Here is a 21,682-nt window from a genome sequence, read left to right as displayed (position 1 = left end):
GGCCGAAGCCGGGGCCGGCACCGACTCCGTCCCGGCACCGGGCATCGCGCCCGCCTCCCGGGCGCGGGCGCGCGCGGAAGCCAGGGACTCCTCGACGACCGCCCGTTCGCGTTCGGCCGCGGAACGCGCGCGGTCGGCGCGCGTGAACTCCTCGTACGCCGCGTCCTCCTCGGCGGGCGCGACATGAGCGGCGTCCGCGCTCGCGGGAGCCGGGTGCTCGGACGATCCGCAGACCGCGCACGGCTCCCCCTCGGCCAGCGACGCGGCCAGCTCCGCCGCGATGCCGCGCAGCCGGCGTTCCTTCAGATCGAGCCAGTTCTCCCGGGCCGCGCCCGCCCGGTCCCGGGCCGCCCGCAGCGCCTCGCCGGCCTCCCGGGCCCGTCCGGTCAGCCGGTCGCGTTCGCGTGCCGCGCCGAGCCGTTCGCGGGCGGTCTCCAGCCGGCCCGCGAGATGTTCGGCGCGGGTCGCCGCGTCCCGGGCTGCCTCGATGCGCTCGCGGTGCTCATGGCGCAGGGCCTCCCAGCCCGCCAGCCAGCCCTCCGCCTCCGCGAGAACACCGTCGTCCGCCCGGGCCTGCCGGTCCAGCCCGGCCCGCTCACGGACGATCTCCTCGACGCGCCGTTCCGCCCGGCGCGCGGACTCCAGTCCGCCCAGGTCCTGCCGGAGCCTGCGCTCCAGCTCCAGGAGCTGCTCCGCACCCGCCTCCCGGAGGTCGGCCGGGAGCTGGGCGAACACCCGGTCCCGGGCCGCGGTCGCGGCGCGGTGATCGCGTTCGGCGTCCTCCCGCAGTCCGAGCGCGGGGGCCACCCGCTCCGCCTTGCGGGCGCGCTCCAACAGGGCGCAGAGCGCCTCGTACTCGGGCCGCCGTTCCTCCAGCGTCCGGCGGCGGCGCTCGGCGTCCTCGTACCGCTGCTGAAGCCTGGCGAGCTCCCGTTCGGCGTCGAGCCTCTCCCGTGCCAAGGTCTCCCGGCGCTCGGCCGTCGAGAGTGCGAGAGAGGCGATGTCCCGGCGCTCGTACGCGCCCGAGCGGGCGACGGCGGCCCATGAGCCGACGGCGTCGGCGAGGCCCGGGTCCCCGGGCTGCTGCCGGGGCGGCGGCGCGTCCCCGGCCACCGGGCCCGCCGCCTGCTCCATCCGGTGCGCCAGCTCCAGCAGCCGCTCGTCCCCGGCCCGCACCCGGGCCTCGGCCTGCCGCCGCCGCTCGGCGAGACGCTCCTCGACGGCCGCGAAGCGGCGGGTGTCGAAGAGCCGGCCGAGGAGCCTGCCCCGGGCCTCCGCGTCGGCGCGCAGAAAGCGGGCGAAGTCCCCCTGCGGCAGGAGCACCACCTGGCAGAACTGGTCACGGCTCATCCCGACGAGCTGAGCGAGCTCCTCGCCGATCTCCTGATGGGATGTGCTCAGCGCCTTCCAGGCGGCGCTGCCCGCGTCCCATTCGCGCAGCCGGCTCTGGGCCCGCTCGGTGGTGAAGCCCTTGCCGTTCTTCTTGGGGCGCGGCTGGGCGGGGCTGCGGACGATCTCCAGCCGCCGGCCGCCGGCCGTCAGCTCCAGCAGCACCTCGGTGCGGACGCCGCTCTCCGCGTGGTCGCTGCGCAGGGACGCCCCGGGGCTCTGCCGCGCGCCGGGCACGGCCCCGTACAGGGCGAAGCAGACGGCGTCGAGCACGGAGGTCTTGCCCGCGCCGGTCGGCCCGTGGAGCAGAAAGATCCCGCCGCCGGACAGCGCGTCGAAGTCGATGTCCTGAGCGGCTCCGAACGGCCCGAAGGCGCTGACGCTCAGCCGGTGCAGCCTCACCCGGCCACCTCGCGCGTCCCTATGGTCCGGTCGCCCGTCTTCACGGACCCGTCGCCCATCCCCGTGGACCGGCCACCCAGCCCCATGGATTCGTCACCCATGCCGCCCCGCCCCCTCGTGTACCGCGTCTTCCACCCGTACCTCGTCGAACGCGTCCCGCAGCACCGCGCGTTCCCGCCCATCGGGCCCGCCGCCGCGCACATGCGCGACGAAGTCCTCGGCGATCTGCTGCTCGCTCCGCCCCGCCAGCCGCTGGGCGTACGACACCGGGGCGTCGTCGCCGTCCGTGCGCTCGGGTTCGAAGAGCAGGCTCAGCACATGCGGAAAGCGTTCCGCGAGCCGGGCCATCGGCTCGGCCGGGCGGACCGGGTCGGTGAGGGCGGCCTCCACGAAGGACCCCTCGTGCCGGTCGAGCGAGGGATCGCCGAGCAGCTCTTCGAGGCTGCCGCGCAGCCGGGCCAGCGGCCGGGGCACGGGCACGCCCACCCGCTCGGCGGCCACCTCTCCACCGGGGCCGAGGTCGATGAGCCACATGGTCTTTCGGTGGGCGGCCTCGGAGAACGAGTAGGCGAGGGGGGAGCCGGAGTAGCGGATCCGCTCGGTGATGGTCTGGCAGCCGTGCAGATGTCCGAGCGCGACATAGTCCACACCGTGGAAGATCCCCGAGGGCACGGCGGCGACCCCGCCGACGGTGATGTCCCGCTCGCTGTCGCTCGGCTCGCCGCCCGCGACGAAGGCATGGGCGAGGACGACGGAGCGGGTGGCGGTCGCGCGGGACGCGAGATCGGCCCGGACCCGGTCCATCGCCGCGCCGATGACCGCCTCATGGCGGACCCGCTCGGTCCGGAATTCGTCCTTCACCAGCGCGGGTTCCAGATAGGGCAGTCCGTAGAAGGCCACATCGCCGTGTCCGTCTGCGAGGACGACGGGGACATGGCACCGCGCGGGGTCGGTACGGAGATGGATTCCGGCACGCTCGATCAGCCCGGCCCCCACGCCGAGCCGGCGTGCCGAGTCATGGTTCCCGGAGATCATCACGGTGGGCACGCCCTCGGCGGCGAGCCGGTGCAGCGCCCGGTCGAAGAGCTCCACGGCGGCGAGCGGCGGTACGGCGCGGTCGTAGACGTCTCCCGCCACCAGCACGGCGTCCACCTCGCGCTCGCGGACCGTCGTCACCAGATGATCGAGAAAGACGGACTGGGCCGTCAGCATGCTGACCCGGTGCAGCGACCGTCCCAGATGCCAGTCCGATGTGTGGAGAATTCTCAAGAGACAGCTCCGACCTGCATGTTTCCCTTTCTCTGCCGCTGGTTCCCGGGGCCCGCCCGCCACGGGGCCGCCATCGGCAGCCACCACGCTAACGCCGATGGCCCCCCGGTCCCTCATCCGTCTCCGTTTCCCCGGGCGCGAGCCAGGCGCGGGCCGGACGCGGGGAGACGGGGACGGGCCCGGGGACAGGGAAACCGGGACGGGCGCGTCAGCCGTTCGGCCGACCCCGGTGTCCCCCATCGCGCTCGCCGATCCCGGCCGGTGCGCGGACGGGCCGGCCCGCGCCGGTAGCGGAGGATGGGGGTCCAGCGCGGGAGAGCCGCAGGGCCCGGCGGCCTTCCCCGTACCCGAAGATCTTCCACCGCCGTGGGGAGTACGCCCGTGAGTTCCGTCCGCCGCCGATCGACGGCAGCCGAGTCCCGTACCCGTACGGGCCCGCCGCCGGCCCCGGAGGGGTCCATCCCGCTTCAGCCCGCCGGACGCCGTGGCCGCCGGGAGACCCCGGACCTGTCGCGGGGTGCGCGATGAACCGCCGGGCGCTGCTGCTCGCGCCGGTGGCGGCCCTGGTCCTCGCCGGCTGTGGCGGGGACCCCCGGCCCGGCGGGGAGGACCGGGACGCCGCTCCGGCCCGGACCTCCGCCCCGGCGCGCACCGCCGAGCCCGCGCCGACGGATCGCGACCCCGGCCGGCCCACCGCCCCGGGCACGCTCCTGGTCACCGACTTCGGCGGCGACACCGTCACCTTCCTCCACCCCGAGCGCGGCCCCTTCGCCTCCGTACGCGTCGGCACCGCGCCCTACGGGCTGGTCGTCGGGGCGGACGGCCGGGCCTGGGTCGCCACCGCCGAAGGCGTCGCGATCGTGGACACCCGCACCCGGAAGAGCCTGGGCCGGGTCCCGTACCGCACCGGGACCGGGCCCGTCTCCGAGGGCGAGTACCGGGGCGGCGGGATGGGCATCGCGCTCTCCCCCGACGGCGAGCGGGTCTATGTCGGCGTCAACGTGCCGGACGGTCCGGGCGTACTGGAGATCGTGGACACCGCGACCCGCGAGGTCACCGACGCCGTCCCGGTCGGACGCAGGCCCTTCGACGTCGACGTGGACCGGGACGGGAGCGAGGTGTACGTCACCAATCACGACTCGTTCGACGTCACCGCCGTCCGCGCGGACACCCTGGCCGCCCGCCGCCACCAGGTCGCCCCCTACGGCACCGAGGGCGGCCTCGGCTCCTGGCTCAAACCGCACTACGCGGCCGTCCGGGCGGACGGGCGGCTGCTGCTCCCCTTCGAGGGCGAGCGGCTGGCGGTGCTCGACCCGGACACCGGCAGGGTCACCATCGAGAAGATGACCGCCGACACCCACCAGCACGGAGCGGCCCTCACCCCGGACGGGACCCTCCTGGTGGTCGGCACCGGCCCGATCGGCTCCGCCGACGAGAGCGCGTCGCTCACCATCCGCGCCCGGAACGGCACGGAGCGCGTGGTGCCGCTCGACGGGCCCCACGAGGACGTCGCCGTCTCACGGGACGGGCGCAGCGCCTATGTCACCGGCGGTTTCACCCGGGACGGCTTCTGGGACGGGATCACGGTGGTGGATCTGCGCGAGGGCACGACACGACGGCTGCCCGGCGGTACGCGTCCCCTGGGCATCGCGGTGCTCTCCGGCGGCTGAGCCGAGGGGGAGAGCCGGGAGGAGGGGAGGGCCGGGAGGAGATCCGATGTTCCCGTGCCCCGCGGCGCGGCTCAGGCGTCGCCGTACGCCTCGCCGCCCAGCTCGAACCCGGCGGTGCCCGCCGTGGCATTGGCCAGCCACCGGCGGAAGGCGTCCACCTCCGCGTCCGGCAGCCCGATCTCGATGGTCACCCGCTCCGCGTACCGCACCTCGCGCACGGTGCGCCCGGTCGCCCGCAGATCGTTCTCCAGCCGTCCCGCGCGCTGGATGTCGACGGTGACGACGGCGATCCTGAACCGCTGCCGGGTGAGCGTGCCGAGCTCGTCCAGGGCTTCGCCGACCACACCTCCGTACGCCCGGATCAGCCCGCCCGCGCCGAGCTTCACACCCCCGTAGTACCGGGTGACCACGGCCACGGCATAGCGGATCTCACGCCGCATCAACATCTGGAGCATCGGCACTCCGGCGGTGCCGCCGGGCTCGCCGTCGTCGCTCGCCTTCTGCACCGAGGCGTCGGCCCCGATGACATAGGCGAAGCAGTTGTGAGTGGCGGTCGGGTGCTCCTTGCGGATCCGCGCGACGAACGCCTGCGCCTCCTCCTCGGTGGCGGCGGGTGCGAGCGCGCAGATGAAGCGCGATCTGCTGATCTCTGTCTCGTGCACACCCTCGTGGGCGACCGTCCGGTACTGGTCCTGCATCCGTCCACCCTATGCGGCTCCCACGGGGGAATGCTCCGCGCGGGTCGTCCGTTGTCGCTGGCATGTACGCGGACACGGAGACGATCGACAGAATTCTGACCTCGACGGGCGACACCTGGGCGGTGGTGGGCCTGTCCGACAACGAGTCGCGGGCGGCGTACGGCGTGGCGCGGGTCCTCAAGAGCTTCGGCAAACGCGTGGTGCCGGTGCACCCCAAGGCCGAGACGGTCCACGGCGAGCGGGGGTACGCCTCGCTCGCGGACATCCCCTTCGCCGTCGACGTGGTCGATGTCTTCGTCAACTCCGACCTCGCCGGCGCGGTCGCGGACGAGGCGGTGGCGATCGGCGCGAAGGCGGTCTGGTTCCAGCTCGGTGTGATCGACGAGGAGGCGTACGCACGGACCCGCGCGGCCGGACTCGACATGGTGATGGACCGCTGCCCCGCGATCGAGATCGGCGCTCGGGCCTAGAGTCTGACGCGCGGGGAGAAGCTCTCCGTGGTGCTGGAAGCTTCTCCCCGCGTCAACGGCCGAACCGTGCTAGATACGGATCCGGCTGCTGGGCGCTCCCGTACCGGTGGCGATGACGCCCTGGTCGGTCCACTTGACGGGACCGGTGGGGGTGCTGGTGTTGGTGAAGGCGCGGATGGCGCCGTTGGGCTCGACGATCAGATAGTCGGCCCGGCCGTCGCCGCCGATGTCCGCGAAGCGGACCTGGCTGCCGGTCCAGGTGGTGGAGCCGGAGGCGACGGTGCCGCGGTCGTCCCATCCGCCGCGGCCGTTTCCGCCCGTGTTGACGAAGGCGCGGGTGGCTCCATTGGGCTCGACGATCAGATAGTCGGCGCGGGCGTCGCCGCCGATGTCCGCGAAACGGATCTGATCGCCGGTCCAGGCGGCGGAGCCGGACGCGATGACGCCCTGGTCGACCAGCTTGACGGCGCCGGTGGTGGCGTTGGTGGTGGTGAGGAAGGCACGGGTGGCCCCGTTGGGCTCGACGATCAGATAGTCGGCGCGGGCGTCGCCGCCAAGGTCGCCGAAGCGGACCCGGTCGCCGGTCCAGGCGGCGGAACCGGAGGCGATATAGCCCTGGTACTGCCATCCGCCGCGGCCGTCGCCGCCCGTGTTGACGAAGGCGCGGGTCGCGCCGTTGGGCTCGACGACGAGATAGTCGGCCCGGGCGTCGCCGCCGATGTCCGCGAAACGGACCTGACTGCCGGTCCAGGTCGCCGAGCCGGAGGCGATATAGCCCTGGTCGGTCCACTTGACGGTGCCGTTGGCGCCCGCGGTGTTGGTGTAGGCGCGGACGGCGCCGTTGTCGTCGACGACGAGATAGTCGGCCCGGCCGTCGCCGTCGATGTCGACGTCGTAGTCGCCGGCGGTGGCGGGCTGCTGGGGCGGAAGGGGCTTGACGTCGATCTTCTCTTTGATCCAGCCGTTACGGGAGAGGGTCGCGATGCCGCCGAGGAAGGATTCGGCCATCTTCTCGTAGCCGGAGTTGTTGGGATGGAGGGTGTCGTTGCGGTCGGCGGTGGTGAGGCTGTCCATGCTGACCTGGGTGATCCGGTAGCCCCTGGCGGCCCGGTCCGCGACGATGCCGGGGATCGCCCGGTTGTAGGCGGTGACCCGGGCCTGGACGGCGGGTTCGGTCGCGGGGACGAGGGAGGCGACGACGACCGCGGTGTCGGGCGAGGCCGTGTGGATCTGGTCGATCAGAGCGCCCAGACGCTGGGGCGCGGTGCTCACCTGATGGTCGCGGTCCATGTCATTGGTGCCGATGTGCAGCAGCACGACATTGGGTTTCGCCTCGGTCAGCCAGGGCCCGATATTGGCCTGGAGCTGATCGATGCGCCAGCCCGAGTGGCCCTCGTGACGGGTGCCGTCGGCGTCCCGCATGGAGCCGACGAACCGCAGTGCGTCCGTGGTGTCGGCGAGACGGCGTGCCAGCAGGGGCCGGTAGCCGGTACGGGTGGTGCTGCCCACACCCAGGGTGATCGAGTCGCCCAGCGGCATCACGGCGAGCCCGGGACCGGGCGCGGGCTTCGTGGCGGGGGCTTTGATGACGCGCTCGACGGGAGGCACCGGTTCCAGGGGGCCGGACGTGGCATCGCCCAGCGGCACTATTTTGAGCCTCTGGGAGCTCTTGCCGCTGTCGCACCCTTCCTCCCAGACGTCTCCGATGTTGGTCGGGCCCATCACCAGCTCGATCGCCAGACAGGAATCCCCGTGCCGGAGCTGGAAGTAGGGACCTCCCGCCGGGACGAACCGGAATCCCGAACCATCGGGATAGGCGAGAAGGTTGCTCGGGTGGGCGACGTTCTGGAACGTCCAGCTGCCGTCGGACGCCTGATGTATCTCCCAGTCGGCCTGATCGTTGCCCCGGATGACGCCGTCGTAGCCGTCTTTCGTCGCATCGTAGGCGAGCGCGACTCCGTTCTCGCTCACCACTTGGGTGCGGAGGTCGGGCTCGGGCTGGACCGGCGGACCCTGATTCGGTTCCTCCCCCCTGAAGTTCACGAGCCTCCTGACGCTGGGGTCCCAGGAGTCGGTGACCGTCAGTTCGGTCGGTACGACGCCGTCGAGAGCGTTGAGTGCTTCGTCGATCCCGAGGAAGACCATCGTTTTGAAGCACCGGGTGGTTCCGGTGCCGACGGTCTGACACGTAAGGGGCTTGCCCAGACCTGCCGAGACGATGCCCGCCGCTGTCACCGTGCTGCCGGTCCCGGCGTCCTCACCCGCGGAGAAGTCGACGGGGCCGCCGCTGTCGCCGCTCCGCGCCGCGATGGTGCTGGAGTCGCCCGCGGTGACCCGCTTCTTCGCCTGCCAGCCCCCCGCGTAGAACGTTGTCGTCGTGTTGCCCTCGCTGTCGGTGACATCGGCACTGTAGGTGTCGACGGCAGCCGTGACCCTGATGTTGCACACCTCGCCCGAACGGGCGCCGGACTGGCAGACCCAGTTCCCCTCCGCGGGCTTCTGCGCGGCGGTCACCGGGACCGCCTGCTGTGTGGTGTCCGGATAGCCGGCCCTCCCGCCGGTCCAGATGCTGGGTTCGTACACCGTCCCGTAGCTCTGGTCCAGCACGGCGACGTCGACGTATCCGTGTCTCTTGTCGTTCCAGCGCTTGGGCGAGACCCGGCTTCCGAAGACCGGGCCGTTCGGCTGGCCTTCGGGGCCGACGGAGTGCCTGCCGTCGCCGTAGCCGCGGGGGAAGCAGTGATCGGCGGTCAGCATCGCGTCCTTCCCCCCGTATCTGACGGCGAACCCCGTGCTACAGACCGGGGTGACCATCTGCGCGCCCCCGAGTCCCGGGTTGTCCCTCCTGCCCAGGCTGGTGGGGACCTCTCCGCCAGCGGTGACGGTCACCGGTACGCCCAGGCCGGCCGCGGTCACGGCCTTCGTCAGCCGGGCCGCCTCGGCCTCGCCACCCTCCACGGACGCCTTCAGTCCGCTCCCGTCCTGCGGCCTGATGATCTCGGTGAGCCGGACCCCGGCGGAATCGGCCAGCCGCGCCACCCGGGGCGACACCTGCGACAACTCCTTCTCCGTATGGGGGGCCTGCTTGACCACCACCGGTGTGGCGCTGCTCGCGATGGCGGCCTTGGCGGCCGGTGTCAGCGCACCCCGCCAGTACAGGGTGAGACGTTTCTTCTCCGGCGCGGCGATCACACCGGCGAACCCCTGCCCGCGCTTCTGCCCCGCCGAGTCCTCCAGCGCATGGGCGGTCTCGTTCATCTTCCCCTGCACCCGGAACAATTGCTCCCAGGAGGTGAAGTCGCCGGGGACGTCAGTGTCCTTGGCGTACTTCGCCTTCTGCGCGACGGACTTCCGCGCGGGGACGGCGGGCGCCGACGCCGTCTCCTTCCGCTGACCGGACCGGGGTCGTTCTGTGCCGGAGGCCGGCTTCTCCGCCGCCGACACGGGCTGCTGATCCGCTGGAGCGGTGATCGGGGCCGGGGCGGCGGCGGTGTTCACCGGGGCCGGCGGGCCGGGCACGGCCAGGACCGCCGCGACAGCGGCAGCGGCGGTCATCCCGCCGAGCATCCGCCGTCGCAGACGACGGGCAGGTCTGTATTCAGATATAGGTGGCAACAGATTCCTCGATGGATGAGGTTCTTCACGTGCGGCATCCCACAACGGGCGCTACCGCTGGACAGCACAATGCCTGCGGTGAGGCTCACCTTTGAGCCACACCTCAGGCCGCACTGATGGTACGTGCATCTGTATCCCGGGCACGGAGACCCGCTGCCGAGTCGTCAGTTGCCGGTGTCCCTCTGCGCCTTGCGGCACGGGTGGGGGTGCCCGACGCTACGTTGACGACCCTCCCTAGACCCCCAGCCCCTCCAGCACCGTCGCGCCCGGCAGGCCCGCGAACACCTTGCCGGGCACGATGAGCTTGCCGCGTCGGCTTCCGCTGCCGATGAGCACCCAGGGGGTGTCGACCACCGCGGAGTCCACCAGCAGGGGCCAGGAGGCGGGCAGTCCGATGGGGGTGATGCCGCCGTACTCCATTCCCGTCTCGGCCATGGCCGTGTCCATGGACGCGAACGACGCCTTGCGCGCGCCCAGCTCGCGGCGGGCGGCCCCGTTGACGTCCACCCGGGCGCGGGAGAGCACCAGACAGGCGGCGAGCGTCGTCTCCCCGGCGCGTCTGCCCGCCACGACCACGCAGTTGGCCGACTGGTCCAGCAGTTCCGCCCCGTGCCGCTCGGTGAAGACGGCGGTGTCGGCGATCGCCGGGTCCGTGTCCACGAAGAGCAGCTGATCGGCGGGGATGTCCCCGCTCCAGCCGCCTACGGCGGCGGCGACCGGCGGGGTGAGCAGTTCGAGACAGTCGGCGGCCGGGCGGGCGTTGTCGAAAGAACCGATGGGTGCGCGCATACGCGGCACGCTAGCAGCGGCCCGCGCCCGGCCGCCGGGCCGCCCATATCCCGGGCGGGCAGGGCGATTTATACGGGAGGTGCCACGGTCCGGGGCCCGTCCGTCGCGGCGGACGGCCCTGCACCCGGCGCGGACGGCTCTACCCCCGGCCCTGCGCCGGCCCTGCCCCGGCCCGCGGGCGGCCCTACACCCGGCGCGCGGGCGGCACCGAGACCGCCATCGTCATCTCGACCGTGACCGCCCCGTCATTGCGGTACGCGTGAGGCGCGTCGGCCTCGAAGGAGGCGGATGATCCCGCCGGGACGGCGTGGGACTCGCCGTCCACGACCAGGGTGAGCTCTCCCCCGGTCACATGGATGAGCTCGACCGTGCCCTCGGAGTGGGCGTCGGACTCGCTGCGGTCCCCGGGCATCAGCCGCCACTCCCACAGCTCCAGCGGTCCGCTCCGGTCGGCGCCGACCAGCAGGGTGGTGTGGCTGCCGGTGGAGGCGGACCACATCCGCACCGCCTGTCCGGGGGGTACGACGCGGACGCGTGACTCCTGTTCGCGGTCGAGAAGCGTGGTGATGGAGACCCCGAGGGCGTCGGCCAGCTTGACCGTGGTCCCCACGCTCGGATTGGTACGCGCCTGCTCAATCTGGATGATCATGCCCCGGCTGACTCCCGCACGGGCGGCGAGGGCATCGAGCGTGAACCCGCGTTCGCCGCGCCAGCGTTTGAGATTGCGGGCGAGCGACTGGGTGAGCTGATCGAGATCCGACACATTCCGTCCATTAGATTGAATGACAAAGTCAAAGATACTGCACTACGGTGCTCTAAACGTTCACTGCACTGTACTGCGAGGTCCACCATGACCGCACTGCTCGCCCTGGCCACCAGTCTTCTCTGGGGGCTGGCCGACTTCGGCGGCGGACTGCTGACCCGACGCGTCCCGGCGCTGACGGTCGTCGTGGTCTCGCAGTCGATCGCCGTGGTCGTCCTCGGGGCGATCGTGATCGCCACCAGCGCCTGGCAGGAGGCCGGACCGCAGCTCTGGTACGCGGTGGGGGCGGGGGTGGTGGGACCGGTGGCGATGCTCTCCTTCTACAAGGCGCTCGCGCTCGGCCCCATGGGCGTCGTCTCACCGCTGGGGGCGCTCGGGGTGGCGGTGCCCGTGGGCGTCGGGCTGCTGCTCGGCGAGCGCCCCGGGCTCCTCCAGTTCGCCGGGATCGGCGTGGCGGTGGCGGGCGTCGTCCTCGCGGGCGGCCCCGAGCTGCGCGGCGCCCCCGTACAGCGGCAGGCCATCTTGCTGACCCTGGTCGCGGCCTTCGGGTTCGGCGCGGTGATGGCCCTGATCGCGGCGGCGTCCACCACGATCACCGGGCTGTTTCTCGCCCTGTTCGTCCAGCGCCTCACCAATGTCGCGGTCGGCGGCGCGGCGCTGTACGCGTCGGCGCGGCGGGGCGGCCGGGTGCTCCCGGAGGAGGGCGGGAGCCGGGTGATCCTCTTCTCGCTCCCGGCGCTCGCCTTCGTGGCGCTGGCGGACGTCGCGGCCAACGGCACCTACTCGATCGCCGCCCAGAACGGCCCGGTCGCCGTCGCCGCCGTGCTCGCGAACCTCTACCCGGTGGTGACGGTGCTGGCGGCGCTGCTCCTGCTCGGGGAACGGCTGCGCGCGATCCAGGCGGCGGGGGCCGGGCTGGCCCTGGCGGGCACGGTACTGCTCGCCACCGGCTGACCGGAGCGCAAGCACGCGCCGGTACGTACAAGCACGCGCCGGTACGCGCCGGTACGCGCCGATCAGCCTCCGCCCTTCTCCAACTCCGTCAGCGCCAGCAGCTGCTCCGGGGTGATGTCGTCCGGCAGCGGCACCGGAGGGGGTGTGCGCAGCGGGGGCTGCCAGCCGTCGACCGGGTCCCAGCGGCGCACCACCCGGGCCGGGGCTCCCGCCACCACACAGCGGTCGGGCACCTCTCCCCGTACGACGGCTCCCGCCGCGACCACCACATTGCGGCCCAGCCGCGCCCCGGGGAGCACCACCGCCCCGGTGCCCAGCCAGCAGCCGGGGCCTATCTCCACCGGCGCGGTGCGCGGCCACTGCCTGCCGATCGGCTGGTGCGGATCGTCGTAACTGTGGTTGGTCGAGGTGATGTAGACATGGGGGCCGCAGTAGGTGTCCGAGCCGATGACGACCCGGGTGTCGGCGATGACATGGCTGCCGCGCCCCAGGACGACCCCGTCGCCCAGGGTCAGTATCGGCTCGGCGCCCAGATCGAGGCCGGGCATCATGCCCGCGGTGAGGGTGACCTGCTCGCCGATGACGCAGTGGTCGCCCAGTTCGATCCACGCCTCGCCGAAGACGGTGCCCTGCGGGAAGGCCAGCCGGGTGCCGGGGCCGATCCGGCGGAAGCGCAGCGGTCCGGGGCGTTCGGCGGTGACCGCGCCCGTCTCCCGTACCCAGCGCCAGCCCCGGTGGACGGCGCGGCTGAGCGCGCTCCGCCACCAGCGGGCAAGGAATGAGAACGTGTTTCCGTTTCTGGGCACGTGTTCACGGTAACCGGCCCGACCTGCACCGATCGGAGCGCCCCGCTGTGATGTTCGCCCCAGGATCCGCGGGTCCGGCGGTCTCGCGGTGAGGGTCCGGCGGTCTCACGGTGAGAGCGGATGACTGAAAACCGATGCTCGGAGACGGCGTCAGACGCCCCGGGAGCAGCGATGGTCCCCGCCTTCGCGGCCTTCCGCCCAGGAACACGGCCCTCCGGGGCTGTTCCCGGGGGATCTCGAAGGGTTCCTGAAGAACTCGCCGATTATCACGATCCCCCGCGCGAGGCGATGACTTCGGGACTAAGTCCACCGTTCCGTGGGCCCAGAGCCCGGTCAGGGCCCTGGGCCCACGCCGCATGACTAGCATGAACGCCACATCCGTGCGGAAGATCATCGTCAACTTTCATCGCTCGCGGATGTGTTCGGTTCGGCCGACGTGTTCCGGTCAGCCGTCCCGCACCCCCCGGACGTGAGCAGCGAGGGACCGAATGCCAGTGCCAGTCGCCCCCAGACCGCGCAGGATACGTACAGCCGGACCGCGATTCCCCGTCGTCCCCCTGGCCTCGGTCATAGCCGCCGCGGCGGCCGGCGGGGCGGTGTCGGCCGCGGCGCCGGACCCGGCCCGGCCCTGGGTCGCCGGCGCCGTCGCGGTGGCCTGGGCATGGCTGGCCGTCACGGTCCTCGTCACCGCCCGGACCGTACGACGGCTGCGCTCCGCGGCCGTCGCCGCCGACGCCGAGCTGCGCTCGCTCCAGGCCCACTCGGCCCGGACGGGAGCCGAGTCCGCGCATCTGGCGAATGTCGTCCTCCCCTCCGTCGCCAACCGGCTGCGCGACGGCGAGAGCGCCGGGGCCGCCTTCGCCACCGCTCCCCCGCCCTCGGACCCCCAGCTGCGGCGGGTGCTGGAGCTGTTCGCCGGCGAGTTGGCCACCGCCGGGCGCAGGGCCGTGGCCGCCGAGGCGCTGAGCGCCGACGCCGGACAGCGGCTCGCCCGCTCCGCCGCCGAGCTGGAGCGGCTCACGGCGGTGATCCTGCCCGCCGCCGTCGAGCGGCTGCGCGGCGGCGCTTCCGCCGACACCGCGCTCGCCGAGCTGGAGCGGCCCGCGGACGCCCGGCTGGCTGCGGCCCTCGACTCGATCGTGCGGGAGTTCGCCTTCAGCGAGCGGCGCGCGGCGGCGGCGCGGGGCGCGAGCGCCAAGGTGCTGAGCCGGGTCCAGGCGAAGGCCGTGAGCATGCTGGCCGATCTGAGAGAGATGCAGGATCGTCACAGCGAAGAGGTGTTCGGGGATCTGCTGAAGCTCGATCACAACACCTCCCAGCTCGGTCTGCTGACCGACCGGCTGGCGCTGCTGATGGGCGGCCGGGCGAGCCGGGCGTGGAACAAGCCGATCGTCGTGGAGTCCATCCTGCGCGGCGCGGTCGGCCGGATCGCCGCCTATCAGCGGGTACGGCTGCACTCCTCCAGCACCGCGGCGGTCGCCGGTTACGCCGCCGAGGGCGTGATGCATCTGCTCGCCGAGCTGATGGACAACGCCGCGAACTTCTCCCCTCCCATCGACGAGGTCCATGTCTATGTCGAGGAGCGCGCGGCCGGTCTGGTCGTCACCATCGAGGACAGCGGGCTGAAGATGGCGGACGCCGCGATGCGGCGTGCCGAGGAGGCGGTGTCGGGCCGGGGCCATGACCTCGCCACGCTCCGGAGCACCCGGCTGGGGCTTGTGGTGGTGGGCCTGCTGGCGGCCAAGTACCGCATGAGCGTGAGCTTCCGTCCCTCGTCGCGGGGCGGCACCGGGGTCGTGGTGCTGCTGCCGCCGGAGCTGCTGCACCAGTCGCGCGGGATCGCTCCGGAGCAGCTGACGAGCCGTCCCGCGCCGAAGACGGCGCATGCGGCGGCCGGCCCGGCGACCCGCCCGGCGGAGCGGATTCAGGAACAGACTCAGGAACGGACTCAGGAACGGATTCAGCCGGGCCACGGTGCGGAACGATCCCCGGCGGGCGGGGCTCGTTCCGCTCCGTGGCCCGGCTCCGAGCGGGAGCTGCCCGCACCCGGCGGGCCCGGGCCCCGGAGCGCCACCGAGAACGGGCTGCCCGTACGGCCCCCGGGACGGACCATGGCCGCCGCCGACCGCACCCGCCCGGAGGGCCGTGCCGCCGTCCCGTCCGACGCCCCCGCCCGGGACGCGGGCACGCAGTTCGGCGCGTTCCACCGGGCGCGCAAGGACCGGGAGGGCCGGCCGGCGGACGCCCGCCCCGAAGAGGGCTGATCGGCCCAGGCCCGGTCCGCCGAGGCCCGGGAGAACGACTGAGCGACCACGACCGCCCGCTCACCGCAGCACAGACCCGGCGCACCCCACGCGCCAGACGCGATACGCGCTCCACGCAACGGAAGACAGGAGGCACGGGCCGGTGACCGGACCCCTCCGGCCACACCGGCCCCACACCGACCATGCAGACCACGGACAACAGCCTGACCTGGCTACTGGAAAGCCTGCTCGAACGAACCCAGGGAACCCGGCACGCCCTGGTGCTCTCCCGCGATGGCCTGAAGCTGTGCTGGACCCCTCATCTCACCCTCGACCAGGCCGATCAGCTCGCCGCGATCTGCTCGGGCATCCAGGCGCTGGCCCAGGGAGCCTCGGTCGAGTTCGGCAACGGCAGCGGCGGCGTGCGGCACTCCATGACGGAGTTCCACGGCGGGCTCCTCTTCATCGTGGAGGCGGGCGCGGGGGCGCATCTGGCCGTCATCGCGGAGGACGGCGCCGACCCGGGGGCCGTGGGGCATCAGATGACCGAGCTGGTCGAGCAGATCGGCGAGCATCTGCGGGCCGAGCCGCGCGCTACGCCGCCGGGGACCCGGCTGTCATGATGCGCCGCCCCGTCGACCTGGGCGATCCCGACCGGCTCTACACCGTCACCGGTGGCCGCAGCCGTGCCGACGACGAGAAATTCGACCTGGTGACCCTGGTCGTCAGCGAGTGCCGGCCGTCGCCCGGCATGCAGTCGGAGCATGTACGGATCCTCGAACTCTGCCGGCACCCCATCGCGGTCGTGGAGATCTCGGCCGAGCTGAGACTGCCGATCACGGTGGTGCGGATTCTGCTGAGCGATCTGCTGTCGACGGGGCGGATCACCGCCCGGCATCCCCGGGTGGCGCGCTCGCACGTCGATCTGCCCGACTCGACCCTCTTGGAGGAGGTGCTCCATGGACTCCGCAATCTCTGAACTGCCCGCCCGCACCCCGCTGGCCGACTCCGCCGAGACCGGACTGAAGATCGTCGTCGTGGGCGGCTTCGGGGTCGGCAAGACCACTCTGGTCCGGTCGGTCAGCGAGATCCGCCCGCTGAACACCGAGGAGGTGATGACCCAGGCGGGCGTCGGAGTGGACGATCCCGCCGGTCTCACCGCGAAGACCACGACCACGGTCGCCTTCGACTTCGGCCGGATCAGCCTCAACGACCGTATGGTCCTCTATCTCTTCGGCGCACCCGGGCAGGAACGGTTCTGGTTCCTCTGGGACGGGCTCTTCTCCGGCACGCTCGGAGCCGTCGTCCTGGTGGACACCCGGCGGATGAGCGACTCCTGGTACGCCATCGACCGGCTGGAGCACCACCGGACGCCCTTCGTGGTCGCGGTCAACCGCTTCGACGGCGACCATCCCGTCTTCTCGCTGGAGGAGATCCGCCAGGCGCTGTCGCTGCCGGCCCAGGTGCCGCTGATCGAATGCGACGCCCGGGTCCGCTCATCCGGCAAACACGTCCTGATCAGTCTTGTCGACCACCTTCATGAACTGGCCAGGGCCAGGGAGATGACACCATGACCGATGCCGGTCCCACCGGATCCGATGTCCGCCGTCCCGCCGGCGGGCCGCCGCCGGGCTGCCCCGCCCACGGCGGAGCGGTCCCCCTCAGCGGTCTCGCCTACCAGCAGACGCCGTCCGAGCTGTATCGCAGTATGCGCCGGGAGCACGGGGTGGTCGCGCCGATCCTGCTCGACGGCGGGGTGCCCGCCTGGCTGGTGCTCGGCTATGCCGAGGTCACCTATGTCACCGCCCATGACGAGCTGTTCGCCCGGGACTCACGGCGCTGGAACCAGTGGGCGGACATCCCGCCGGACTGGCCGCTGATGCCGTTCGTCGGCTATCAGCCCTCGGTGCTCTTCACCGAGGGCGCCGAGCACCAGCGACGGGCGGGGGTGATCACCCAGGCCCTTGAGGGGGTCGACCAGTTCGAGCTGGCCCAGTGGTGCCGCTCCATCGCCGATCAGCTGATCGACGGCTTCGCCGGGAGCGGCCGGGCCGAGCTGATGTCGTCGTACGCCCATGCCCTGCCGATGCGGGCGGCCGTCCAGATGTGCGGCATGCCGGCCGGCGGCGAGGACACCGAGGATCTGGTGACCGATCTGCGGATCTCGCTGGACGCCGGCGAGGGCGACGATCCGGTGGCCGCGTACATCCGGGTCCAGGAGCGCATCCAGCGGCTGGTACGGGAGAAGCGGTCCGCGCCCGGCCCCGACGTCACCTCGCGGATGCTCACCCATCCGGCCGGGCTGACGGACGACGAGATCGTCCAGGACCTGATCTCGGTCATCGCCGCCGCCCAGCAGCCCACCGCCAACTGGATCTGCAACACCCTGCGGCTGCTGCTCACCGACGACCGCTTCGCGCTGAACGTCTCGGGCGGCCGGCTGAGCGTCGGCCAGGCGCTCAACGAGGTGCTCTGGCTGGACACGCCGACCCAGAATTTCATCGGCCGGTGGGCGGTGCGCGACACCCAGCTCGGCGGACGCCAGATCCGGGCCGGGGACTGTCTGGTGCTGGGGCTCGCCGCGGCCAACACCGATCCGCAGATCTGGCCCGAGGGACATATCGGCGCCGAGAACTCCGCCCATCTGTCCTTCAGCAACGGCGAGCACCGCTGCCCCTATCCGGCGCCGCTGCTGGCCGACGTCGTCGCCCGTACGGCGATCGAGACCCTGCTGGAGCGGCTGCCGGACACGGTGCTCGCCGTGGAGCCGGAGGAGCTGACCTGGCGTCCGTCGATCTGGATGCGGGGGCTGACCGCGCTGCCGGCGCGGTTCACCCCGGTCGTACGGTGACCCCCGCGACCGGTCGCGCCCGGCGGCTCATCCTCGTACGGGAGTGAAGCGCACCGGCAGGGACGCGGGCCCCCGGGTGAACACCCCCCGCTCCACCGGTTCGAAGCCGTCGGCGAGGCGCAGGTCCGGCATGGCGTCCAGAAGCTGATTGACGGCGGTCTCCACCTCGGCCCTGGCGAGCAGCGCCCCGACGCAGAAGTGGCGGCCGAGCGCGAACGCGAGATGACCGGCGGCGGCGGAGAACGCGGTGGTCGCGGCGAGATCGTCGCGGAAGATGTCGAAGGCGTCGGGCTCGCGATAGCGCTCGGGGTCGCGGTTGGCCGCGCCGATCAGGCAGGTGACGGTGGCCCCGGCGGGGATGACGCCGCCGCTGACCGTGACGTCGACCGCCGTCTGCCGCATGATCATCTGGACCGGCGGGGTGTAGCGCAGGGTCTCCGCGAACGCGCGGTCGATCAGCCCGCGGTCCTCCCGTACGGCCGCGAGCTGCTCGGGGTGGGCGAGGAGATTGGCGAAGAGGGCGGCGATCGCCTTGTCCGTGGTCTCGCCGCCCGCCGCGAGCAGCAGGCTGCAGAACGCCTTGATGTCCTCGTCGCTCATCCGCACCCCGTCGATCTCGGCGGCGCAGAGGGTGGAGAGCAGATCGTCGCCGGGGTTCCGGCGGCGCTCTTCGATCAGCGGGAACATATACGCGGCGAACTCGGCGCGGGTGCGCTCGCCCGCGGCGGCGATCTCCGGGTCCCCGGCGAGATTGCCGAGGAAGGCGATGACGCTGGTGTACCAGCCGTGGAAGCGCGCGTGGTCGGCCTTGTCGAGGCCGAGCATGTCGGCGATGACGTTGACGGGGAAGCGGGTGGCGAAGGAGTCCACCAGATCGGTCCCGCCGGTGCGCCGGAAGCCGTCGATCAGTTCCCGGGCGTTGCGCTCGATGACCGGGAGGAACTTCCGCTGGAGATCGTCGCCGCGGAAGGCGGGGGCGACCAGGGCCCGCCGTACCGCGTGTTCCCGTCCGCTGAGCTGGAGGATCGTCTTGCCGTGCACCGGCTCGACCTGCCAGTCGTAGTTGTCGGTGGTGAAGTGGGACGCCTTGTCCTTGAAGGCGCGCTCGACGTCGTCGTACCGGGAGATGAGATAGCTGTCGGTGGGCTCGTGCCGGATGAGGGGGGCGCTCTCGCGCATGGCCCGGTACACCGGATAGGGGTTCTCGGCGAACTCCGGCGACAGGATGTCGGGGATCTGGGTGGGGGTGACCATGTGCGCTCCCTCGGCTGTGACGGATGACGCACACAACGTATTGAGCGTTCACCGGCCAGAACAGACGGATCTTGGCCGAATGTGATTGCCGAAGCTCCGAGAGGCGGTGTATCCGGCGCGGAGGCCGGGTGCCGGGGCCGGGTGCCGGGCCCGGGTTCGGCACCGGCGGCGGCCTGATGGAGCCCGCTCAGCTCTTCGGGGTCGCCTCGCGGTGCGCCTTCACCAGCTCCAGATACATGGTCGCGTTGAGCGCGATGCCCGCGCGCTCCTCCTCGGTCAGCTCGCGTCTGACCTTGGCGGGCACCCCGGCCACCAGCGAGCCCGGCGGAACCCGCATGCCCTGCGGGACCAGGGCCTGGGCCGCGACCAGTGAACCTGCTCCGATATGCGCTCCGTTGAGGACGGTGGCGCCCATGCCGATCAGTACGTCGTCCTCGACGGTGCAGCCGTGGAGCACCGCGTTGTGCCCGACGGTGACCCGCTCGCCGACGGTCACCGGGAAGCCGGGGTCGACATGGACCGTGCAGTTGTCCTGGACGTTGGAGTCCGCGCCGATGACGATGGGGCCGCAGTCGGCGCGCAGCACGGTGTGATACCAGGCGCTGGCCCCCTCCGCCAGGGTGACGTCGCCGATGACGACCGAGGTCGGGGCGGTGAAGGCTCCGGGGGCGATGTCCGGTTCCCTGCCGCCGACGCCCGCGATCCATGCCTCTGCCGCCATCGCTCTCCCCTTCCGGCGCACGCCCCCTGCGGCGCACGCCGGGCAGCCTATCCAGTCGCCGGTCAGGAGTGGGGGCGCAGGGTCCAGACGATCGACATCTCGCCGGTCACCGCGCCGTCCGCGCGCTGGATCTCGATGTGCACCGGGAACTCGGGCCGTTCGCCCCGGTCGAGTTCGGCGATCACGTCGGCGATCGGGCGGCCGAGGGTGGCGACCGCCGTGACCTCCCCCATCGCGAGCTTCTTGTAGCCGATCTCGGCCTTGACGGCGAGCGGTACGGCCCGGCCCATCTGGTCGCCGAAGGCGGCGATGACGATCGCGCCGCTGGCGGACTCGGCGAGCGTGAACATCGCGCCCGCGTGGGGACCGCCCACATGGTTGTGGAAGTCGGCCTGGTCCGGCAGGCGCAGCACCGCGCGCTCGGCCGTGGTCTCCAGGAACTCCAGATTGAGGGTTCTTGCCATCGGGACGGTTGCGGCGAGCATGTCGCCCACGGACATCTGATCAGCGCTCATGGCCGCGATGTTACCTACGGGTAGGTCGGATGACCATCCCGGCGGGAGAGGCTGACGGCCGTGTGGGACGGGGCGGCGGTGAAGGCTGTGACCGGGCACCCTAGGGTTACTCGCCATGTGGCCAGGACAGCAGCAGCCCGGGTACGGGGACCCGCAGCAGCCGGGGTACGGGAGCCCTCGGCGACCCGGGGACGGAAGCCCGCAGCAGCCGAACCCGTACCTTCAGCCGGGCTACCAGCAGCCGAACCCGTATACGGGGCCGACCGTGGAGCAGCAGGCCGTGCCGCCGCAGTCGTCGCCGCGTGCGGAGCGGAGGAAGACGGCCCTGGTCGCGATCGTCGCCGCCGTCGCCGTGGTCGCCACCGCGGTGGTCACCGGGGTCGTGGTCTCCCGCGACGGCGGGGACGGCTCCGGCGGCAGCGGCTCCAAGGGGTCGGAGGCCGGCGTCCCCGGTACGGGCGAATCCGGCGGGCGGTCCGGCTCCGGGCACTCCGGCTCCGGGCAGTCCGGCGACGCCCCCGCCGCACCGGCTGAGAATCCGCGCGGTGTGCAGGACAGCAAGCCGACGATCGCGGGCTGGAAGGTCGTCACCAACCCCAGGCACGGCACCCAGTTCGATGTGCCGGCGTCCTGGACGGTCGCGGGCGCCGGCATCAGCACCTTCATCGAGGACCGGAAGAAGGGCGGCGGCGCTCCCCTGGTCACCATGTCGGCCCCGGCGCATCTGACGCCCGAGTGGTGCACCGCCGACGCCGACAAGGACGGGGTGACGGAGACCTCGGGGCTGGCGACGGCCGGGACCAAGGGCGGCAAGGGCGCCAAGGACACCAGGAGCGCCGCCGCTGATGAAGCGGGCGTCTGGGTGTGGGGCGCGTATGCGCAGACCGAGCCCAAGGGGACGGTCCGGACCACGCGGGCCAAGCCGTACACCACCGCGTCGGGGCTGCGCGGCAGCATGGCGACGGCGACGGCGGTCGGGGTGGAGAAGGACTCGAAGTGCGCCACCGACGGCAAGTCGGTCGCCTTCACCTTCGAGGACGGCACGGGAGAGTTCAGAACCTGGGTCGTGTACGCCGCCAAGGGCGTGCCGGACGAGATCCCGGACGCGACGATCGAGAGGATTCTGAGCACGGTCCGGCTGACGAGCGGCCCGGCGGACTGACGCGGGAGGAGCCATGGGCCACCGGGCGCGGGGCACCGAGCCCGCGCCCTCGCCCGCGCCCGGTCTTGACCCCTGCTCCGGTGGGCTGTTGACCCGGCCCATCAGCCCCTC

19 protein-coding genes are annotated in these 21,682 nt (G+C 72.4%); 9 read left to right on the top strand and 10 right to left on the bottom strand.

The window, feature by feature from the left end; all coding sequences use genetic code 11:
* Window positions 1–1,791: SMC family ATPase (locus tag FF041_RS12095; RefSeq protein ID WP_323391748.1), on the bottom strand; the 1,791-nt coding region annotated here is incomplete at its 3' end.
* 93 nt (window positions 1,792–1,884) lie between these two features.
* A complete protein-coding gene (locus FF041_RS12090) occupies window positions 1,885–3,060 on the bottom strand; it encodes an exonuclease SbcCD subunit D (RefSeq protein ID WP_153522817.1) in 1,176 nt (391 codons plus the stop codon).
* Between the two features lie 524 nt (window positions 3,061–3,584).
* On the opposite strand from FF041_RS12090, the gene FF041_RS12085 reads away from it, so the two are divergent.
* On the top strand, window positions 3,585–4,730 hold the full coding sequence (locus tag FF041_RS12085) for a YncE family protein (protein WP_153522815.1): 1,146 nt from the start codon (window positions 3,585–3,587) through the stop codon (window positions 4,728–4,730).
* A gap of 71 nt (window positions 4,731–4,801) precedes the next feature.
* Here the strand turns inward: FF041_RS12085 and FF041_RS12080 are convergent, their stop codons facing one another.
* Entirely contained in the window at window positions 4,802–5,428 is a 627-nt protein-coding gene (locus tag FF041_RS12080) for a YigZ family protein (protein ID WP_153480442.1), read from the bottom strand.
* Window positions 5,429–5,490: 62 nt separating this feature from the next.
* Between FF041_RS12080 and FF041_RS12075 the strand changes: the two genes are divergently transcribed.
* The gene (locus FF041_RS12075; protein ID WP_153522814.1) at window positions 5,491–5,898 is read left to right on the top strand and encodes a CoA-binding protein; all 408 of its coding nucleotides are present in this window, start codon (window positions 5,491–5,493) and stop codon (window positions 5,896–5,898) included.
* Between the two features lie 69 nt (window positions 5,899–5,967).
* Here the strand turns inward: FF041_RS12075 and FF041_RS12070 are convergent, their stop codons facing one another.
* The 3 genes from FF041_RS12070 to FF041_RS12060 all read right to left on the bottom strand — a co-directional run bounded on the left by FF041_RS12070 (window position 5,968) and on the right by FF041_RS12060 (window position 11,065).
* Window positions 5,968–9,453 (bottom strand): GDSL-type esterase/lipase family protein, encoded by a 3,486-nt coding sequence (locus FF041_RS12070; RefSeq protein WP_194291998.1) that lies wholly within the window; start codon window positions 9,451–9,453, stop codon window positions 5,968–5,970.
* Window positions 9,454–9,747: 294 nt separating this feature from the next.
* On the bottom strand, window positions 9,748–10,302 hold the full coding sequence (locus tag FF041_RS12065) for a YbaK/EbsC family protein (protein WP_153522812.1): 555 nt from the start codon (window positions 10,300–10,302) through the stop codon (window positions 9,748–9,750).
* Between the two features lie 184 nt (window positions 10,303–10,486).
* Window positions 10,487–11,065 carry a helix-turn-helix domain-containing protein gene (locus tag FF041_RS12060; protein ID WP_323391746.1) on the bottom strand — a complete coding sequence of 193 codons (579 nt, stop codon included), beginning with the start codon at window positions 11,063–11,065 and terminating at the stop codon, window positions 10,487–10,489.
* Between the two features lie 87 nt (window positions 11,066–11,152).
* Between FF041_RS12060 and FF041_RS12055 the strand changes: the two genes are divergently transcribed.
* On the top strand, window positions 11,153–12,019 hold the full coding sequence (locus FF041_RS12055) for a DMT family transporter (RefSeq protein ID WP_153522810.1): 867 nt from the start codon (window positions 11,153–11,155) through the stop codon (window positions 12,017–12,019).
* Between the two features lie 62 nt (window positions 12,020–12,081).
* On the opposite strand, the gene FF041_RS12050 is transcribed toward FF041_RS12055, so the two are convergent.
* Entirely contained in the window at window positions 12,082–12,825 is a 744-nt protein-coding gene (locus FF041_RS12050; protein ID WP_323371027.1) for an acyltransferase, read from the bottom strand.
* 488 nt (window positions 12,826–13,313) lie between these two features.
* Between FF041_RS12050 and FF041_RS12045 the strand changes: the two genes are divergently transcribed.
* From FF041_RS12045 to FF041_RS12025, 5 genes are all read left to right on the top strand, one after another.
* On the top strand, window positions 13,314–15,089 hold the full coding sequence (locus tag FF041_RS12045; RefSeq protein WP_153522808.1) for an ATP-binding protein: 1,776 nt from the start codon (window positions 13,314–13,316) through the stop codon (window positions 15,087–15,089).
* A 182-nt stretch (window positions 15,090–15,271) separates the two neighbouring features.
* A complete protein-coding gene (locus FF041_RS12040; protein WP_153480433.1) occupies window positions 15,272–15,691 on the top strand; it encodes a roadblock/LC7 domain-containing protein in 420 nt (139 codons plus the stop codon).
* Window positions 15,688–16,047 carry a DUF742 domain-containing protein gene (locus FF041_RS12035; protein WP_153522806.1) on the top strand — a complete coding sequence of 120 codons (360 nt, stop codon included), beginning with the start codon at window positions 15,688–15,690 and terminating at the stop codon, window positions 16,045–16,047. The genes FF041_RS12040 and FF041_RS12035 overlap by 4 nt, the downstream gene beginning before the upstream one ends.
* Window positions 16,028–16,642: a GTP-binding protein gene (locus FF041_RS12030; RefSeq protein ID WP_153480430.1), complete on the top strand. Its 615-nt coding sequence runs from the start codon at window positions 16,028–16,030 to the stop codon at window positions 16,640–16,642. The genes FF041_RS12035 and FF041_RS12030 overlap by 20 nt, the downstream gene beginning before the upstream one ends.
* The gene (locus FF041_RS12025; protein WP_153522804.1) at window positions 16,639–17,919 is read left to right on the top strand and encodes a cytochrome P450; all 1,281 of its coding nucleotides are present in this window, start codon (window positions 16,639–16,641) and stop codon (window positions 17,917–17,919) included. The genes FF041_RS12030 and FF041_RS12025 overlap by 4 nt, the downstream gene beginning before the upstream one ends.
* Window positions 17,920–17,946: 27 nt before the next feature.
* Here the strand turns inward: FF041_RS12025 and FF041_RS12020 are convergent, their stop codons facing one another.
* The 3 genes from FF041_RS12020 to FF041_RS12010 all read right to left on the bottom strand — a co-directional run bounded on the left by FF041_RS12020 (window position 17,947) and on the right by FF041_RS12010 (window position 20,394).
* Window positions 17,947–19,173 (bottom strand): cytochrome P450, encoded by a 1,227-nt coding sequence (locus FF041_RS12020; RefSeq protein WP_153522802.1) that lies wholly within the window; start codon window positions 19,171–19,173, stop codon window positions 17,947–17,949.
* Window positions 19,174–19,360: 187 nt separating this feature from the next.
* On the bottom strand, window positions 19,361–19,894 hold the full coding sequence (locus tag FF041_RS12015; RefSeq protein WP_153522800.1) for a gamma carbonic anhydrase family protein: 534 nt from the start codon (window positions 19,892–19,894) through the stop codon (window positions 19,361–19,363).
* A gap of 62 nt (window positions 19,895–19,956) precedes the next feature.
* The gene (locus FF041_RS12010; protein ID WP_153480446.1) at window positions 19,957–20,394 is read right to left on the bottom strand and encodes a DUF4442 domain-containing protein; all 438 of its coding nucleotides are present in this window, start codon (window positions 20,392–20,394) and stop codon (window positions 19,957–19,959) included.
* Window positions 20,395–20,524: 130 nt separating this feature from the next.
* Between FF041_RS12010 and FF041_RS12005 the strand changes: the two genes are divergently transcribed.
* Window positions 20,525–21,571 carry a hypothetical protein gene (locus FF041_RS12005; protein WP_153522798.1) on the top strand — a complete coding sequence of 349 codons (1,047 nt, stop codon included), beginning with the start codon at window positions 20,525–20,527 and terminating at the stop codon, window positions 21,569–21,571.
* Window positions 21,572–21,682: the final 111 nt, after the last annotated feature.

The organism is Streptomyces jumonjinensis, from assembly GCF_009600885.1.
Taxonomy (GTDB): Bacteria; Actinomycetota; Actinomycetes; order Streptomycetales; family Streptomycetaceae; genus Streptomyces; species Streptomyces jumonjinensis.
Note: the sequence above shows the minus strand (reverse complement) of the source record. Positions and strands in the feature narration are given on the sequence as shown.